We start from the raw sequence: 16457 nt of genomic DNA on the forward strand, positions 1-16457 counted from the left end.
CGCCCGATGCCCTTCGCGCTGCACGGCCCGACCCTGTCCCTGCGGATCCCGACCGAGGACGACGCCGAGGAGCTGCTGCGCCTGGCCTCCGACCCGGAGGTCACGCGCTGGTTCTCCTGGGGCCCGTACACCGACGTCGCCCAGCCGCGCCGGTTCCTCGCGGGGCTCCCCGAGGAGCGTCTCCTGGGCTTCAAGCTCGACCTCCTCGCCGTCCACCACGAGCACGGGCCCGCCGGCATCACGGGCCTCTACGAGTTCTCCGTCCGCGACCGCCGCTGCGTCTGCGGCACGTGGTTCGGCCGGGACTTCTGGGGGACGGGCGCCAACCGCGAGTCCAAGGCGCTGCTCCAGCACCTGGCCTTCGAGCTCCTCGGCATGCAGCGCTTCGGGTCGTACTCGAACCCCGTCAACGAGCGCTCGACGAAGGCGCTCCTGGGCGTCGGGCTCCGCCACGAGGGGATCCTCCGCGGCTACCACCGCCACGGCGACGACTTCCTCGACGTCAACATCTTCGGCCTGCTCCGCGAGCAGTGGGAGCGGTCGCCGCTCCGGGCCGAGTTCGCGGGCGCCATCACCGTCGACGGCTCGCCGCCGCCGACGTTCGTGGCGGATCAGTGACCCGCTGCACACGCCGCCGGATGAGGGATCCCTCACCCGCGGGCGGCCGTCGCCGGACCCGGGCGATCGGGCATCATGGTCGGGTTGCGCCTGACCCACGCCCGAGCCCTGGAAGCTGACGCCGACGTGGCCGTGACGCCCGCGCCGGTCGCCGCACGCCCCGCCGCCGAGCCCGCCCTCGTGATCGACGGGCTCGTGAAGCGCTACGGCGACCGCACCGCGGTCGACGGCGTGTCGCTGCGCGTGGAGCGCGCCCGGGTCCTGGCGCTGCTCGGCCCGAACGGCGCCGGGAAGACCACGACGATCGAGACCTGCATCGGCTTCCGCCGGGCGGACCGCGGCACCGTCCGCGTCCTCGGGCTCGACCCGCGGGCCGACAACGACGAGCTGCGCCCCCGGATCGGCGTGATGCTCCAGCAGGGCGGCGTCTACCAGTCCGCCCGCTGCGGCGAGATGCTGCGCCTCGTCGCGTCGTACGCCGCCGACCCGATGGACCCCGACGCGCTGCTCGAGCGCCTCGGCCTCGCGACGGTCCAGAACACCCCGTACCGCCGGCTCTCGGGCGGCCAGCAGCAGCGCCTGTCGCTCGCGATGGCGCTCGTCGGCCGGCCCGAGATGGTCTTCCTCGACGAGCCGACGACCGGGCTGGATCCGCAGGCCCGTCACGAGACCTGGCGGATCGTCGAGGCCCTGCGCCGCGACGGCGTCTCGATCGTGCTGACGACGCACGACATGGAGGAGGCCGAGCGCCTCGCCGACGACGTCGTGATCGTCGACCACGGCAAGGTCATCGCGACCGGTACCTGCGACGAGCTGATCCGCGGCCAGGCCGAGCGGGAGGTCCGCTTCCAGGCCGTCCCCGGGCTCGACGTCGCCGCGCTGCAGCGCGATCTCGGCGGCGAGCAGCTCGTCCACGAGCCCGCCCCGGGCACCTACCTCGTCGTCGGCCCCGTCACGCCGCAGCTCGTGGCGGGCGTCGCCGCCTGGTGCGCGAAGCACGAGGTCCTCCTCGGCGGGCTGCAGGTCAAGCAGCGCACCCTCGAGGACGTCTTCCTCGAGCTCACCGGGCGGGAGCTCCGCGCGTGAGCGCCGTCACCCCGACCTCCGACTCCGACGTCGGCGAGTTCACGCCGCGGCCGGGACGCGCGTCGCTGGGCCGCATGGCGCGCGCGCAGGTCTGGATGGAGCTGAAGCTGATGCTTCGCAACGGCGAGCAGCTCCTGCTCTCGCTGATCGTGCCGATCGGTCTCCTGGTCGTCTGCACGAAGCTCACCTTCATCCAGGTCGACGGCCGCCGCGCCGACTTCTTCGTGCCCGGCGTCCTGGCGCTCGCGATCATGTCCGCGGCCTTCGCGGGCCAGGCGATCGCGACGGGCTTCGACCGCCAGTACGGGGTCCTGAAGCGCCTGGGCGCGACCGCGCTCCCGCGCACGGTGCTGCTGCTCGGCAAGACCGGAGCGGTCCTCGTCGTCGAGCTGCTGCAGCTCGTGCTCCTGATCGGTGTCGGGCTGCTGCTCGGCTGGCGCCCGGACGGCGACCCGATCTCGGTGCTCCTCCTGCTCGCGTTCGGCACCGCCGCCTTCTGCGGGCTCGCCTTCCTGCTGGCCGGCGCGCTGCGGGCGATGACGACGCTGGCCCTGGCGAACATCCTCTGGTTCGTCCTGCTCGTCTTCGGCGGCATCATGTACCCGCTCTCGGAGCTCGGCGGCGCGCAGGGCGTCATCGAGGTCCTCCCCAGCGCGGCGCTCTCCAGCGGCCTGCGCGAGGTCCTGCAGGACGGCCACCACGTGCCGTTCGAGCACCTCACCGTGCTCGGGCTGTGGGCGGTCGTCTCCATGACGGCGGCCGCCGCCACGTTCCGCTGGGAGTAGAGGGGGCCGGGCCCCGCCCCGTGCGTTCCGGGTCGATGACGTGCCGGACGGCGACGTGGCACGGGGCACCCGGAGGGGGTCCGCACGTTCACCGGACGGTCGCATCCCCCCGCGTGCGCCGGATACGCTCCCTCTGTGGTCAAGGCCCTGCCGATCCCCGGCCTCCGGGCCGACCTGCCCTACGGCCTCGCCGCCGCCGAGACCGTCCGCGTCCGCGCCGACGAGCTCGTCGCCCAGGCCGAGGGCGTCCTCGACACCGGGCGCATCGAGCGCGTCCACGGCATGCGGGTCGCCACGCGCCGGCTGCGCGCCGTGCTCGAGATCTACGCCCCGTGCTTCCCTCCGCAGGAGCTGAAGGCGACGCTGCGCGAGGTCAAGGCCCTGGCCGACGCCCTCGGGGCCCGGCGCGACCCCGACGTCCAGCTCGAGGGCCTCGACCGCTTCGCCGCGACGCTGCCGGAAGCCGACCGGCCGGGCATCGAGGGCTTCGCCGCGGTCGTGCGGGAGGACCAGGAGGCCGGCAACCGGGTCCTGGCCGAGGCCCTGGACCGGCTCGACCCCGCGACGCTCCGGGAGCGGATCGAGCTCCTCGTCCGCGCCGCCGAGGACGCCGTGCCGGCGGAGCTGCGGTCCGCTGCCCGCGCCGACGGGCGGTCCGGCGTCGGGAGCGACGCCGCCGGCGACGAGATCGACGACGACGGCTCGGTGGACCACCCCGGCGGCCTCCCGCGGGCGGTCGACGTCGACGCGGTCGCCGGCGCCGCCGACGAGGACGCGGCGATCGGCGGGCACCCTCCGGCCGACGATGCCGGCAGGACCGCGGCGGAGGACGGCGACCGGTCCGACGCCTCCCGCGAGGAGGCCGCGTGAAGGCCGGGCGCGTCAAGGGCCTCGACGCCGCGGCCCCGCTGGCCGACAACGCGGAGCGGATCGTCCGCCTGCGCCTCGAGGAGCTCTGCGCGTTCATCCCCGACGCCCTGGACGAGCGCGAGGTCGAGGCGCTGCACGACATGCGGATCGCCGCCAAGCGCCTCCGGTACGTCCTCGAGGTCACCTCCGCCTCGTGCTTCGGGCCGTACGCCCGCACCGCCGCCAAACGGGCGCGCGACCTCCAGGGCCTGATCGGCGAGATCCACGACTGCGACGTCGCGCTGCCCCGGGTCCAGGAGGTCGCGCGCGAGCGGCGCGAGGCCGACGTCGCGGCGCTGCTCTCCCGTGCGGACGCCGCGGCGGTCGACCTGATGCCCGACCTCGCCCCGGACCTCCCGCACGCGGACGAGCACCGCGGGCTGGCGACGCTCGCCACGTACCTCGAGTCGCGCCGGCGGCTGCTCTACGGTCGCTTCCTCGTCCTCTGGCAGGAGCTCGAGCGCGAGGGGTTCCGGCCGCGCCTGGAGTACGCCCTCGCCGAGCGGCCGGGGGAGGGCCCCGGGGACGGCATCCCGGACGGCGTCGCGCCGTTCACGCCGCGTTCACCGGACGTTGACGACGGCGCCCCGGTGCCGTCGTAGTCTGCGAGGCCCTCCATGCTCGACGACGACGCCATCTCCGACCACCCCGACGCCGCACCCACCGACGCCGGCGGCGTGGCGGTCCTCCCGGCGGTCGATCCGACCGCCCCGGAGCACTTCGTCAACCGCGAGCTCTCCTGGGTCGACTTCGACCGCCGGGTCCTCGAGCTCGCGCAGGACCCGCACACGCGCCTGCTGGAGCGCGCGAAGTTCGCGGCGATCTTCGCCTCGAACCTCGACGAGTTCTTCATGATCCGCGTCGCCGGACTGCACGCGAAGGTGTGGGCCGAGAACCGCCGTCGCGGCCCCGACGGCCGCACCGCCGACCAGGTCCTCGACGAGCTGCGCGAGAAGCTCGAGCCGCTCGTCCAGGAGCACGCGGCGACGGTCGACCACGACATCCTCCCGGCGCTGCGCGAGCACGGCATCCGCCTGGCGCGCCACGACGAGCTCGACCCCGAGCAGCAGGCGGTGCTCAAGGAGCGCTTCCAGAACCGGATCTACCCGGTCCTGACGCCGCTGGCCGTCGGCCTCGGCCGCCCGTTCCCCTACATCTCGAACCTCTCGCTGAACCTCGGCGTGCTGGTCCGCGACCCGGACACCCGCCAGACGGTGTTCGCGCGCATCAAGCTCCCGACGGAGGTCGTCGACCGGCTCGAGGAGGTCGTCGTCGAGGGCACCCAGACCGCCGAGCCCGGGGCGACCCGCGAGCACGTCTTCGTCCCGCTGGAGGAGATCGTCGAGGCCCACCTCGACCAGCTCTTCCCCGGCATGGAGATCCTCGACCGCGGCATGTTCCGGGTCACCCGCGACGCCGACTTCGAGATCTCCGACGACGCCGACGACGTCAAGCGCGCGCTCGAGGCCGAGCTCCGCAACCGCCGCTTCGGCGAGATCGTCCGCGTCGAGATCGACGGCAGCGTCTCGGGTGCCCTGCGCACCGAGATCGTCGAGCAGCTCGGCGTCGAGGAGCGCCAGGTCTACGACCTCCCGGGACTCCTCGACCTCACCGCGCTCTGGCAGGTCGTCAAGGTGCCGGGCCACAACGAGCTCCTCGAGGCACCGTGGCGCGCGGTCACCCACCCGCGGCTGCGGGAGGGCGACGACCAGCAGGCCGACGTCTTCGCCGCCATGCGTCGTGGCGACGTCCTCGTCCACCACCCGTACGACAGCTTCCACACCTCGGTCGAGCGCTTCCTCGACCAGGCGGCGGCCGATCGCGACGTCCTTGCGATCAAGATGACCGTGTACCGCACGAACGCGGACTCGACGCTCCTGCCGGCGCTCGTCCGCGCGTCGGAGAAGGGCAAGCAGACCGTCGCCCTGGTGGAGCTGAAGGCCCGCTTCGACGAGCAGGCGAACATCAAGTGGGCGCAGGTCCTCGAGGACACCGGCGTCCACGTGGTCTACGGCCACCCCGCGCTGAAGACGCACGCGAAGGTGATCCTCGTCGTCCGCCGCGAGGGCGAGAAGGTCCGGCACTACCTGCACATCGGCACGGGCAACTACCACGCCAAGACGGCGAACCTCTACACCGACTTCGGCCTCTTCACCCGCGACCAGGTGCTCGGCGCCGACGTGGCGGACCTCTTCAACCAGCTGACCGGCTTCGCGAAGCCCGGTGCCTTCCGGAAGGCGCTCGTCGCCCCGAACGGCCTGCGCGACGGGCTGCTGGAGCAGATCGAGCGGACGGTGGAGGCCCACCGCGCCGGGCAGCCGACCAGGATCCGCCTGAAGATGAACTCGATCGTCGACCGGGCGTCGATCCACGCGCTCTACCGCGCCTCGCAGGCCGGCGTGCCGATCGACATCAACGTCCGCGGCATCTGCTGCCTCCGCGCCGGCGTCCCGGGCCTGTCGGAGACGATCCGGGTCCGCTCGGTGCTCGGCCGCTTCCTCGAGCACTCGCGCATCTACGCGTTCGAGCGCGGCGACGAGAAGATCGCGTTGATGGGCTCCGCCGACATCATGGAGCGCAACCTGGACAACCGCGTCGAGCTCGTGGTCCCGGTCAGCGACCCCGCGGCCCGTGACGAGCTGCTCGACGCGCTGGATCGCGCCTTCACCGACGAGGACGGCTCCTGGGAGCTCGGCGCCGACGACCGGTGGCACCGCGTCGCGCCGCAGGACCCGGAGAACCCGCGCGGGCTCCAGCGCGGCCTGATGGAGCTCCACGCCTCCCGGGCCCGCGAGGCCGACCAGGAGTAGCGCCGGCCGGCCGTCGCGCCGGCCACGACGAGGTCCCTTCCCCGCCGCGGCTCGTCCGCGGCGGTCGTCGTCGTGCCCGCAGCGTCGGGTGGGCGGAGCGTGTCGCGAAGCACGTCCGAACCGGTCCGAACCGAAGAATCGTGTACGAATCAGTACGACTTTCGGCCACTCGTGATCGAACGCGCGCACGTTCGATCACGCCATGGATCACGCGGATCGCCAGCTACTCCGGGTACGAAGGGCGTCCAGAACGCCTGGTCGACACGCTGTCGACATCGTACGAACGTCTGCCGACAGCCTGTGTACGGCGAATGGCACACGCCGGATCGTTAAGCTGCATCAGGTGCACGACGATTCGGTTTCCCAGGCAACCACCTCTTCGCCGCGCGCGCCCCAGGCCGAGCGCCTGAGCCGCGCGCTCGTCGTCGACGCAGCGATCACGATCGCCCGTCGCGACGGACTCGACGCCCTCTCGATGCGCCGTCTCGCCGAGGAGCTCGGCGTCTCCACGATGGCCGCCTACCGGCACGTCGCCGGGAAGGACACCCTGGTGGACGACGTCCTCGAGGCCGTGCTGGGCGGGATGGACCACGACAGCACCGAGGACACCTGGCAGGAGCAGGTCGCCGAGATCGCCATGCGCAGCTACGAGGTCTTCCTCAGCGTCCCGGGCCTCGCCGACCACCTGCACGGCCGTGCGCTCAGCCGCCCGGGCATCGTCCAGTGGCTCGAGGCCCTCAGCCGGCCGCTCGCCGAGGCCGACATCCCGGACGACGAGCTGATCGGCTTCGTCCCGGCGCTGATCTGGCAGCTCCGCGGCGCCGCGCGCCTGGAGGCCGAGTGGTCGGAGACGCTCCACTCCCTCGAGCAGGTCTCGGCCCTCGAGCCGTCGGACGCCCCGAACCTCCGCAGCGGCCACGACGAGATGCAGACCCGCGACGCCGCGGAGTACTTCCGCGCCTCGGTCCAGCTCCTCACCGACGGCCTGGCCGTCCGCGTCCGCGCGTAGAGCAGCTCCGCCTCGCCTGGAACGACGAAGGGCCGCCCTCGGGCGGCCCTTCGTCGTTCCAGGGGCGGGGGCTTTACCAGTGCATGCCGCGCGTCAGCGCGGCGAGGACCCGCATCTCGACGCCGGTGCGCTCGTCCGGGTTCTCCGAGCCGCGGGCGGCGGCGGAGTCGGGGAACACGCGGTAGCCCATGTTCAGGATCACGTCGGACACGCGCGGTGCGACGGCGTAGAGGACCTCGCCGGCGGTCCCGAGCAGCGTGTTGATCTGCTTCGGGCGGTCCACCATCGCCTTCGACACGAGGTCGGCGGCCTCGACCGGGGTGATCGTCGGGACGCGGTCGTAGAGCTTCGTCGGGGCGATCATCGGCGTGCGCACGAGCGGCATGTGGATCGTCGTGAACGTGACGTTCGCGCCGAGCATCTCGGCGGCCACGATGCGGGTCCACGCGTCGAGCGCCGTCTTCGACGCGACGTAGGCGGAGAACCGCGGCGGCCAGGTCTGCGCGCCGATCGAGCTGATGTTCACGACGTGCCCGCCGCCGTGCTCGACCATGTGGGGGACGACGCCCATGATCAGGCGGATGCAGCCGAAGTAGTTCAGCTGCATCGTCCGCTCGAAGTCGTGGAAGCGGTTGAGGCTGAGCTTCAGCGACCGGCGGATGGAACGACCCGCGTTGTTGATGACGATGTCGACGCGGTGCTCGCGCGTGACCGTCTTGGCCAGCTCGTCGATCGCCTCCAGGTCGTTGAGGTCGCACGGGTAGACGTACGCCGTCCCGCCGTGCGCCTCGATCTGGCGCTTCAGGGCCTCGAGCTTCGACCGCGTCCTGGCGACCAGGAGCGGCGTGCCGCCGGCGAGCGCGACCTTCAGGGCCGTCGCCTCGCCGATACCCGACGACGCGCCGGTGATCAGCACCGTGCGGCCGACCATGGCCTCGCGGAGCTTCGTGTCGTTGTGGAGCGCCGGGTCGAGGTTGCGCTCCCAGAAGTCCCAGAGGACCGCGGCGTAGTCCTTGAACCGCGGCAGCGTGACGCCGCTGCCGACGAGCGCCTGCTCGGCCCGGCGGGCGTCGAAGACCGGGACGAAGCTCAGGTGCGGGAGGACCTCGTCCGGGATCCCGGTGGGGGACAGGAGGATCCGTCGGAGCGGTGCCAGGCCGGGGGCCTTCAGCGCCGCGCCGAGCACGCCCTTGTGGACGTCGATCGGCGGCATGCCCGGCGGGCGCAGCGACAGGCGGGGCGCGCGGGCCGCCTTCGCGACGAGGTTGAGGACCTCGACCAGCGGCTGGGGCCGCGGGGCGGTCAGGTGGAACGCCTGCTGGTCCAGGCCGGGCTCGTGGGCGATGTGGTCCATCGCGCCGACGACGTAGTCGACCGGGACGAAGTTCGTGGCGCCCATGTCGGGGGCCATCAGCGGGATGAAGCCGGGCAGCTTCCGCATCGCCTTGATCAGGCCGAACGTGTAGTACGGCCCGTCGATCTTGTCCATCTCGCCGGTCTCGGAGTGCCCGACGACGATGGCGGGGCGGTACACGCGCCACGGGACGAGCGTCTCGCCGCGGGCGATGCGCTCGGACTCGAACTTCGTCCGGTGGTACGGCGCGGGCAGCGGCTGGCCCTCGTCGAACATGTCCTCGCGGAACACGCCCTCGAAGTCGCCGGCAACGGCGACGGAGGAGACGTGGTGGAAGCAGCCGGTCTCGACGACGTTCGCCAGCTCGACCGCGTGGCGCGTGCCCTCGACGTTCAGCGCGTCGTTGCGCTCCGCCGACGCGGTCATGTCGTAGATCGCCGCGAGGTGGAAGACGTGGTCGATCTGCCCGCGGTGCTCGTCGATCCAGGCGGGGTCGACGCCCATCGCCGGGCTCTCGAGATCGCCGACGACGACCTTCACGCGCTCGGCGGCGCCCTCCGGCCAGCCCGCGATCAGGCGGTCGACCTTCGGCTGGGAGGCGTCGCGGACGACGAGGTGCACGTCGCCCTCCCGCTTCTCCAGCAGCGTGGCCACCAGATGGCGGCCGATGAACCCCGTTGCTCCCGTGACCAGGTAGGCCATGAGTCGTCCCTTCTGCGCGGGTGCCCTGCGCGATCGATCGGCGCGAGCGTACCCCACGAACGGGGGAGGCGTGGGACGTTGACGTGTCCGTCAGCGACCGTTCGGCGGCGCGTTCCGTCCCGCGGTAGGACCGGTGGACGGACGGCACTCGCGCCGCCCGCGGCCGTTCGGCGGGTTGGACGACGGCTGGACCCGCCGGGACGACGGGCCGGGGGCGCGCCCGGCGGGGCGCGCGGGCCCTACCAGCCGAGGCGCTTGTCGCCCGTGGCCTTGCGGTTGCGTGCCGCGGCGAGGCGGGCGTACTTGCGCTTGTCGAGGCGCCACTGCAGCAGGCTGGCGAGCCCGACGAAGGCGGGGATGCCCAGCAGGATGGCGAAGCCGAAGAGCGTGACCATGAGGTCGTTGTTCTCGCCGACGAGGCCCTGACCGCTGTCGATCTTGGCGGAGGCTGGAACGACGAAGGCCGAGAGCGCAGCGAGCGTGGTCGCGGCGAGGACGATGAGGCGGCGCATGGGTGCCAATCGTATAGAACCCCGCCGATGACGGGACTGCAGCGAGCACGCGTGGCCGACGGGGTCGAGGTCCTGCGCCTGGACCGGCCCGATCGGCGCAACGCGATGGACACCGCGACGCTCGACGAGCTGCTGACCGCGTTCGCGGAGCTCGCGGCCGACGAGACCCTCCGGGTGGCCGTCCTCTCGACCACCTCGACCCGCGCGCTGTGCGCCGGCGCCGACGTCGCGGAGGCGCTCGACCGCGCCGGCGGGATCGCCCGGATGGAGCGCTTCGCCCAGGTCTACCAGGCGCTGACGGATCTCCCGGTGCCCACCGTCGCGGTCTGCGTCGGCAACGTCGTCGGCGCGGGCGCGGAGTTCGCGGCGGCGTGCGACCTCCGCGTGGCCGGGGACAACCTGAAGCTCGCGTGGGCGGGGGCGAAGCTCGGCGTCCCCGTCGGGCCGGCGCGCCTGGTCCCGCTCGTCGGCCTGTCCCGGGCGAAGGAGCTGATCTACAGCGGTCGCACGGTCGGCGCCGAGGAGGCCGGGCGGATCGGGCTGGCCGAGCGGGTCGTCCGCGCCGACGAGGCGGAGGCGGCCGCCGTCGAGCTCGCGAACGAGCTGGCGACGCGCCCCGGAGAGGGTCTGCGGCGCCTCAAGACGATGTTCCGCGACTACGAGGACCTCTCCGGTCGCACGGCCCGGGAGAACGCGACGCTCCTGGACTGGCAGCGCTACGGCGCGGGGCTGCCCCAGGGCGGCATGCGCGGGGGCCGCTGACCCCGGGGGTGACGCGGCGGGTCAGACGACGGCGTCGCGGTGCGCCTGCGTCGTCTTGCCGATCCGGCGGAACCCGAGGCGCTCGTACCACCCGGCGGCGTAGGAGTTCGGGTCGGCGAGCAGCGTGACCCGCGCGACGTCCCGGTCGATCGCCAGCCCGCCGACGGCGCGCATGACCGCGGTGCCGACCCCCGAGCGCTCGTGCGCGGGGTGGGTCAGCACGTCGTCGACCTCCACGTGCAGGCTGCCGCGGTGGACGACGGCGACCCCGACGCCCTCGCCGGTGTCCGAGCGCGCGACGAGATGGGCTGCGCCCTCCGCGGGCGCGACGCTCCACTGCGTGGCGACCTCCTCGCGCTCGCGCTCGCTGCGCGAGGTCTCCATGGACCCGGCGGCCCGGCGGATGTCCTGGCCGGCCCCGGGGCCGTACGGCGCGACCGTCCAGCGACGACCGGGCCGCGGCCGCGCGCGCTCGACGAGCACCTCCGGGGCGACCGCCAGGACCGCGAGGTCGACGACGACGTAGCCGGCGGCGCGCAGCACGGCGGTCAGGCGGCTCGCGTCCGCGTGCGAGCGCAGGTCGATCGCCCGGTGGGCGAGTCCCGCGGCGTCGTGCGCGGCCTCGACCGCCGTCACCGTGTCGGCCGGGTCGAGCCCGCCGGCGCCGGGCACGACCTGGGCCCGGTTGACCGCCCAGACGTGCGGGGCGGCGGGGGTCGTCAGCATCCAGCCGAACGTCGTCCGACGGGCGTCGGCGGCCCGGGCGCGGGCGACCCCGGCCGCGTGGCCGACGGTGAGCTCGGCCCACCACGTGTCGCTGCGGTCCGCGATCGGCTGCACCGCGGGAACGCTAGTGCAGGCCGGCCGGGAGCCGTCCGGCGGGGCGGGCGGTCGCGGTGCGGGCGGACAAGGCTGCGTGCCGGGCCTACAGGGCGTCGACAGGGGTGCGGCCCGGGGCGCGCACGTCGCGCTCCTCGCTGCGGTCCTTCGTCAGCAGGCGTGCGGCGATCACGCCGGCGACGCCGCCGCACAGGTGCGCCTGCCACGACACGTGGTCGTGCGGGATCAGGCTGCCGAGCAGCATGCCGCCCCAGAGGACCGCGACGACGCCGCCGAGCACGAGCTCGATCAGGCGCCGGCTGAAGATGCCGCGGGCGATCAGGTAGGTCGCGTACCCCATGACGATGCCGCTGGCGCCGATGGTGATCGAGTTGTCGGGGGCGATCAGCCAGGTGCCGAGCCCGCCGAGGACGGCGACGATCAGGGTCACGAGCCCGACGCGGGCGGCGCCGTTGAACGCGATCAGCGCGCCGAGCATCAGGAACGGCACCGTGTTGCCGATGAGGTGGCCGAAGCCGGCGTGGAGGAACGGGCTGAAGACCACGCCGTCCAGGCCGTCGACCTGACGGGCGACGATGCCGTACTTGTCGAGCCGGTGGTCGGCGATCGTGTCGATCACCTCGGCGACCCACATGATCGCCACCATCGCGCCGACGAGGAGGAAGCCGTCGGCGCGGCCGTCGCGCTCCTTCGTGCTGCCGGAACCGGACGACCCGCTCGTGCTCATGGACGGATGATCCCGCAAACGGCTTGCTCGTGCATAAGGTCTTGATGAGCGGCACCGCGCCAGGACGGCTGTCGTGCGCCACCGTGGACGGCGGTCCCCGGTCGTCCCCGACTAGGGCGAGCCCGGAACGGTGAGCGCGGTCATCTCGGCCATCACCTCGGTGAGGTCCGAGTTCGCGTCGTAGACGAGCACCTGGCGGTCGCCGCCGGTGCCGCGGTCCAGCAGGTCGGTGATGCCCTCCAGGGCGTCCTCGGACCCGAGCTCCTGCGCGTGCTCGCGGAGCCGGTCGACGAGGCGGCGGCCGAGGTCCTTCGTGCGGACGCGATCGCTGGAGGGCAGGTCGACGAGCTCGCCCTCGAGCCCGTGGATGGCCGCGAGGTACTTGTTCTCGTCGAGGATCTGCCACGGCACGTCGCCGAGGGCCGTGCCGTCGTCGAAGTGCGACGCGAGCTCATGGACCATCGCCTGGATCAGGGCCGTGAGCGCGAGGGTGTGCTCGACGCGGGTCTGGCCGTCGCAGACCCGGACCTCGACGGTGCCGAAGCGCGTGTTCGGACGGACGTCGTGCCACACGTACGTCGGGTCGCTCATGACCCCGGAGCGGATCATGAACTCGATCTCGCGCTCGTAGCGGTCCCACGAGCCGTAGGCGGTCGGGACCCCGACGCGCGGGAAGGCGCGGAAGATCGACGTGCGGGTCGACATCAGGCCGGTGCGGTCGCCGCGCCAGAACGGCGAGTTCGCCGACAGCGCCAAGAGGATCGGGAGGTGGACGCGCATGCCGTCTGCGACGTGGATCGCCTGGTCGGGATCGTCGAGACCGACGTGGACGTGGAGGCCGAAGAGGAGCTCCTGGCGGGCGACGAACCGGAGCTCGCGCACCAGGTCGCGGTAGCGGTCCCGCGCGGCGATCCGCTGGTCCTCCCACCGCGCGTAGGGGTGCGTGCCGGCGGACGCGATCGCCAGGCCGTGCTCGGCCGCGCGGGCGGACACGTGCGCGCGCAGGCTCGTGAGCTGCTCGCCGGCCTCGACCGTGTTGGCGACCGGCTCGGTCGCGATCTCGAGCACGGACTCCATGAGCTCGGGCTTGATCTCGCCGACGGGTGCGTCCCCGAGCAGCAGCTCGATCGCGTTGACGAGGTCGTGACCCGACTCGGGGTCGACGATCATGAGCTCCTCCTCGACCCCGATCGAGAAGGGCGTGCGCCCGGGGGCCGCGCGGAAGCCGTGCTCCATGGCGGGGACCCTAGAGAACGTCGCGGCGCACGGACGTGATCACGGACGGGGGCGTCCGGGTGGATCCGTGGAGCCGTCGCGGCATCCCGAGGACGGTGCCCGGAAGGGGGGTGGGAGGAACCGGGTCGGTGGGCCGGGAGTCGGCGGGGCGCGTGGGCCGGTGGCGGCGTCGCGCGGGGTGGCCCGGTGCCGGGCCGGCCGGACGTGGTCGTGGTTCGTGCGCTGGGGGAGGCCGAGTCGCGACCACGTCGGGGGGCGGTGGGACGTGGTCGTGGTTCGGGCGCCGGGGCGGCCGTATCGCGCCCACGTCAAGGGGCGGTGGGACGTGGTCGTGGTTCGGACGCCGGGGGAGGCCGAGTCGCGACCACGTCCGACCCGCCCGCCACCCGGGGGCGGCGGCGTCCGCGACCGCCCGCCGCCCGGTCAGTCCTTGTACGGATCGACCGTGTCGGCGGCGGCCATCGCCACGCCGATCGGGACGAGGCGGTGGAGGACCTCGACCGAGTCGGCGTGGGCGGCGACGACCTCGTCGAGGCGCTTGTACGCCGCCGGCGCCTCGTCCGCCGCGCCGCCTCGGAGCTCGATCCCGTCCGTCGCGAGCGCGGCCTGGACCGCGGCGAAGTCGATCGAACCCGCCTTCACGCGGCCGCGGCGCTTGACCATGCGGCCGTCCGGGTGGTCCGGGCAGAGCGTGAACCGGTCCCGCTCCGCACCGGCCCGCTCCAGCGCGTCGCGGAACTGCCCCATCGACACCCAGAAGTCGCAGCCCCGGTCCGAGCACTCCATCCGGTTCGCGATCCGGCCGGCCGCCTGGGTCCGGGACATCACGCGCCCCGCACCGTGGACGGTCGACGCGAGCAGGAGGTCGGTGTCCGCGTCCTCGCGGCCGCGGAGGATCACCGACGCCTCGCCCATCGACGCGCCGACGAAGCCCTCCTGGCCTGGGAACGCCGGGGTGCAGCCCTTGCGGACGACCCAGGCGTCGACGCCCAGGTGGCGCTCGCGCCACGCGTAGTTGTGGTGGTTGTGGACGGTGTGGGTCGCCGACGCGCCGAGGATCTCGAGCACCTTGTCGACCACGACGTCACGACCCGCATGGGCGTAGGCGCCCGCGAGCTCCATCGCCGCGACGTACGACTGGCCGATCTCCGAGTCGATGGCGAACAGCACCGGCGGGGCGTCCATCTCGCCGTCCCGCACGCGGTCCTTGAACCCACCGCCCGCAGCCATCGAGAGGAACCCCGAAGCGGTCTTGTGCCCGAACCCACGGGACCCGAAGTGCACGCCGACCCAGAGGAACCCGTCGTCGCCCGCGAACAGGTCGACGTAGTGGTTCCCGGCACCGACGGTGCCGAGCTGGTTGGCGGCCTTCTGGACCATCGAGCGCTGCGGGCGGAAGTCCGCGTGCCGGATCGCGTCGAGCACCGGGTGGTCGACCGGCTCGTCGTTCTTCCGGCCCATGCCGAACGAGACGCTCTCGTAGATCGCGTCCATGATGCGCGGCACGTCGGCCCGCACGTCGTCGGTGCGCAGGTCGGTGCGCACGGCCTTGTTGCCGCAGCCGATGTCGTAGCCGACGCCGGAGGGCGAGACGTGGTCGGGGTAGGCGATCGCTCCGCCGATGGGCTGCGAGTAGCCGACGTGGCCGTCGGCGCACAGCACCCCGGCGACGGCGCCGCCGGCCGTGGCGCAGCGCTGCAGCTGCTCCACGGCGCGGGCGTCGACGTCCCCCCGGACGGTGATCGGGATCTGGCTCATGGACCGAGCATGGCGCGGCGGCGGTCGGCGGTGCGGTGGGGACGGGGAGGCCGCGGACGAGCATCCGAGGTTCGACCCCGGCCCCGATCGCGGCGCGACTCCGAGGCGCGCTGCAGGTTCCTTCGGCCAGACGGCAGTGCCCTGCAGCGCGCGGCTCGATGCCGCGGCGCGCTGCAGGTTCCTGCGGCTGGACGGCATCGACCTGCAGCGCCCGGCCCGATGCCGAGGCGCGCTGCAGGTTCCTGCGGCTGGACGGCAACGAGCTGCAGCGCTTCGACGCCGGCGCCACGGACCACGACCACGGCGCCGGGCACTCCACGCCGGCGGCGACCCCGACCTGCGCGGAGCGCGCCAGGAGGATTCGAACCCTTCGCGTCCCGGCGCGAACACGCTTGAAAACGGCCGGGCGGGTGGCTAGGTTCGTCCACGTCATGTCCACCACCTGGCAGAGCACCACGCGCTTCGTCATCGCCCTCCGCGGCGAGTCGAACCCGTACGCCCTGGTCGGGGACATGCAGCCGCGAGCGACGAAGCTCCGGCACCGGCACCCCGCCTTCATCACGCACAACCGCTAGCGAGAGAGACATATGACTCCCGCGACGGTCGCGGGGGTCACGGTCCGGAGGGGTTCGTCTGAGACGAGCCGCACCCGGATCGCGTGGACTCGCGACACGATCATCAACGCGATCCAGGAATGGGTCGCCACATACGACGAGCCGCCCCGCGCGGCCGACTGGAACCCCTCGTCCGCGAAGTGGTCCGGCCAGACGTGGCGCATCGAGCGCTACCGGGCCGGCCGCGCCGACGGGACGGCCTGGCCCTCGCTGAACGCCGCCAAGCGGCCGTTCGACGGGTCGCTGGCCGTCGCCGTCCGGGCCGCGGGGTTCCAGCCGCCGAAGCCGGGACCGCGTCGCCGTCGTGACGTCGAGCCCGCACAGGCCGACCGGCTGCAGATGTCGCCGGACGTGCGCGTGCTGCTCGACGCCGCGCTGGCGGCCGCTCGCGACGCCGACCGCCGGGTCGACGCGCTGGCCGATCGCCTCGGACGCATGCAGGAGCGTGCGACCGCGCTGGTCGACGAGCGCGACGCCGCCCGACGGCGCTCCGCCGGGGCCGACGCCCGGGCGCGGGCGGCGATCGAGACCGCGCTGACGCGTGCCGAGACGGCGCTGCGCCGCTCCCGCTAGGGGGCGGACGCGGCGGCCGCCGCGGCCGTGGAGGCGCGGTCCCTTGCCGACTACGTCCCCGGGTGGCTGGCGGAGGCGGACCGGACCGCGGCCCTGCTCCGCGAGGAGCGGGACGGGCTGCGCGTGCGGCTGGACCAGGCGATCGCCGAGGGCGAGACCCTG

The 16457-nt window shown here is 73.4% G+C and carries 16 protein-coding genes; 10 read left to right on the plus strand and 6 right to left on the minus strand.

What is annotated here, in order from left to right; genetic code table 11:
* The first annotated feature begins 6 nt into the window (after nt 1-6).
* The 7 genes from PATMI_RS0115330 to PATMI_RS34725 all read left to right on the plus strand — a co-directional run bounded on the left by PATMI_RS0115330 (nt 7) and on the right by PATMI_RS34725 (nt 7217).
* Nucleotides 7-618 (plus strand): GNAT family N-acetyltransferase, encoded by a 612-nt coding sequence (locus PATMI_RS0115330; RefSeq protein ID WP_026911522.1) that lies wholly within the window; start codon nt 7-9, stop codon nt 616-618.
* A gap of 75 nt (nt 619-693) precedes the next feature.
* The gene (locus tag PATMI_RS0115335) at nt 694-1704 is read left to right on the plus strand and encodes an ABC transporter ATP-binding protein (RefSeq protein WP_084269979.1); all 1011 of its coding nucleotides are present in this window, start codon (nt 694-696) and stop codon (nt 1702-1704) included.
* A 74-nt stretch (nt 1705-1778) separates the two neighbouring features.
* On the plus strand, nt 1779-2489 hold the full coding sequence (locus PATMI_RS0115340; protein WP_051472382.1) for an ABC transporter permease: 711 nt from the start codon (nt 1779-1781) through the stop codon (nt 2487-2489).
* 135 nt (nt 2490-2624) lie between these two features.
* Complete coding sequence (locus PATMI_RS0115345; protein WP_026911525.1) at nt 2625-3359, plus strand: CHAD domain-containing protein; 735 nt, start codon at nt 2625-2627, stop codon at nt 3357-3359.
* Nucleotides 3356-4000: a CHAD domain-containing protein gene (locus PATMI_RS0115350; protein ID WP_026911526.1), complete on the plus strand. Its 645-nt coding sequence runs from the start codon at nt 3356-3358 to the stop codon at nt 3998-4000. Before PATMI_RS0115345 ends, PATMI_RS0115350 begins: the two co-directional genes overlap by 4 nt.
* A gap of 15 nt (nt 4001-4015) precedes the next feature.
* The gene (gene ppk1, locus PATMI_RS30525) at nt 4016-6208 is read left to right on the plus strand and encodes a polyphosphate kinase 1 (RefSeq protein WP_084269980.1); all 2193 of its coding nucleotides are present in this window, start codon (nt 4016-4018) and stop codon (nt 6206-6208) included.
* A gap of 343 nt (nt 6209-6551) precedes the next feature.
* Nucleotides 6552-7217 carry a TetR/AcrR family transcriptional regulator gene (locus tag PATMI_RS34725; RefSeq protein WP_026911527.1) on the plus strand — a complete coding sequence of 222 codons (666 nt, stop codon included), beginning with the start codon at nt 6552-6554 and terminating at the stop codon, nt 7215-7217.
* A gap of 73 nt (nt 7218-7290) precedes the next feature.
* On the opposite strand, the gene PATMI_RS0115365 is transcribed toward PATMI_RS34725, so the two are convergent.
* Both PATMI_RS0115365 and PATMI_RS0115370 read right to left on the minus strand, forming a co-directional pair.
* The gene (locus PATMI_RS0115365) at nt 7291-9273 is read right to left on the minus strand and encodes an SDR family oxidoreductase (RefSeq protein WP_026911528.1); all 1983 of its coding nucleotides are present in this window, start codon (nt 9271-9273) and stop codon (nt 7291-7293) included.
* A 239-nt stretch (nt 9274-9512) separates the two neighbouring features.
* Complete coding sequence (locus PATMI_RS0115370; protein WP_026911529.1) at nt 9513-9785, minus strand: hypothetical protein; 273 nt, start codon at nt 9783-9785, stop codon at nt 9513-9515.
* Between the two features lie 27 nt (nt 9786-9812).
* On the opposite strand from PATMI_RS0115370, the gene PATMI_RS30535 reads away from it, so the two are divergent.
* The gene (locus tag PATMI_RS30535; RefSeq protein WP_084269982.1) at nt 9813-10547 is read left to right on the plus strand and encodes an enoyl-CoA hydratase/isomerase family protein; all 735 of its coding nucleotides are present in this window, start codon (nt 9813-9815) and stop codon (nt 10545-10547) included.
* A gap of 21 nt (nt 10548-10568) precedes the next feature.
* On the opposite strand, the gene PATMI_RS30540 is transcribed toward PATMI_RS30535, so the two are convergent.
* The 4 genes from PATMI_RS30540 to PATMI_RS0115395 form a co-directional block, all read right to left on the minus strand.
* Nucleotides 10569-11387: a GNAT family N-acetyltransferase gene (locus PATMI_RS30540; protein ID WP_036725956.1), complete on the minus strand. Its 819-nt coding sequence runs from the start codon at nt 11385-11387 to the stop codon at nt 10569-10571.
* 85 nt (nt 11388-11472) lie between these two features.
* Nucleotides 11473-12114, minus strand: a complete 642-nt coding sequence (locus PATMI_RS30545) for a rhomboid family intramembrane serine protease (RefSeq protein WP_051471742.1) — start codon at nt 12112-12114, stop codon at nt 11473-11475.
* 111 nt (nt 12115-12225) lie between these two features.
* Nucleotides 12226-13350, minus strand: a complete 1125-nt coding sequence (locus PATMI_RS0115390; RefSeq protein WP_026911530.1) for a carboxylate-amine ligase — start codon at nt 13348-13350, stop codon at nt 12226-12228.
* A 423-nt stretch (nt 13351-13773) separates the two neighbouring features.
* On the minus strand, nt 13774-15108 hold the full coding sequence (locus tag PATMI_RS0115395; protein ID WP_026911531.1) for an RtcB family protein: 1335 nt from the start codon (nt 15106-15108) through the stop codon (nt 13774-13776).
* 431 nt (nt 15109-15539) lie between these two features.
* On the opposite strand from PATMI_RS0115395, the gene PATMI_RS36780 reads away from it, so the two are divergent.
* Complete coding sequence (locus tag PATMI_RS36780) at nt 15540-15683, plus strand: hypothetical protein (RefSeq protein WP_157260792.1); 144 nt, start codon at nt 15540-15542, stop codon at nt 15681-15683.
* 12 nt (nt 15684-15695) lie between these two features.
* Nucleotides 15696-16295, plus strand: a complete 600-nt coding sequence (locus PATMI_RS0115405; protein WP_026911532.1) for a hypothetical protein — start codon at nt 15696-15698, stop codon at nt 16293-16295.
* Nucleotides 16296-16457: the final 162 nt, after the last annotated feature.

Source organism: Patulibacter minatonensis DSM 18081, from assembly GCF_000519325.1.
In the GTDB taxonomy this organism is placed as follows: domain Bacteria; phylum Actinomycetota; class Thermoleophilia; order Solirubrobacterales; family Solirubrobacteraceae; genus Patulibacter; species Patulibacter minatonensis.

Coding starts and splice junctions, on each gene's coding strand:
- PATMI_RS0115330 (WP_026911522.1), top strand. CDS start 7: ATGCCCTTCGCGCTGCACGGCCCGACCCTGTCCCTGCGGATCCCGACC.
- PATMI_RS0115335 (WP_084269979.1), top strand. CDS start 694: ATGGTCGGGTTGCGCCTGACCCACGCCCGAGCCCTGGAAGCTGACGCC.
- PATMI_RS0115340 (WP_051472382.1), top strand. CDS start 1,779: ATGGCGCGCGCGCAGGTCTGGATGGAGCTGAAGCTGATGCTTCGCAAC.
- ppk1 (WP_084269980.1), top strand. CDS start 4,016: ATGCTCGACGACGACGCCATCTCCGACCACCCCGACGCCGCACCCACC.
- PATMI_RS0115365 (WP_026911528.1), bottom strand. CDS start 9,273: ATGGCCTACCTGGTCACGGGAGCAACGGGGTTCATCGGCCGCCATCTG.
- PATMI_RS0115370 (WP_026911529.1), bottom strand. CDS start 9,785: ATGCGCCGCCTCATCGTCCTCGCCGCGACCACGCTCGCTGCGCTCTCG.
- PATMI_RS30535 (WP_084269982.1), top strand. CDS start 9,813: ATGACGGGACTGCAGCGAGCACGCGTGGCCGACGGGGTCGAGGTCCTG.
- PATMI_RS30545 (WP_051471742.1), bottom strand. CDS start 12,114: ATGAGCACGAGCGGGTCGTCCGGTTCCGGCAGCACGAAGGAGCGCGAC.
- PATMI_RS0115390 (WP_026911530.1), bottom strand. CDS start 13,350: ATGGAGCACGGCTTCCGCGCGGCCCCCGGGCGCACGCCCTTCTCGATC.
- PATMI_RS0115395 (WP_026911531.1), bottom strand. CDS start 15,108: ATGAGCCAGATCCCGATCACCGTCCGGGGGGACGTCGACGCCCGCGCC.
- PATMI_RS36780 (WP_157260792.1), top strand. CDS start 15,540: ATGTCCACCACCTGGCAGAGCACCACGCGCTTCGTCATCGCCCTCCGC.
- PATMI_RS0115405 (WP_026911532.1), top strand. CDS start 15,696: ATGACTCCCGCGACGGTCGCGGGGGTCACGGTCCGGAGGGGTTCGTCT.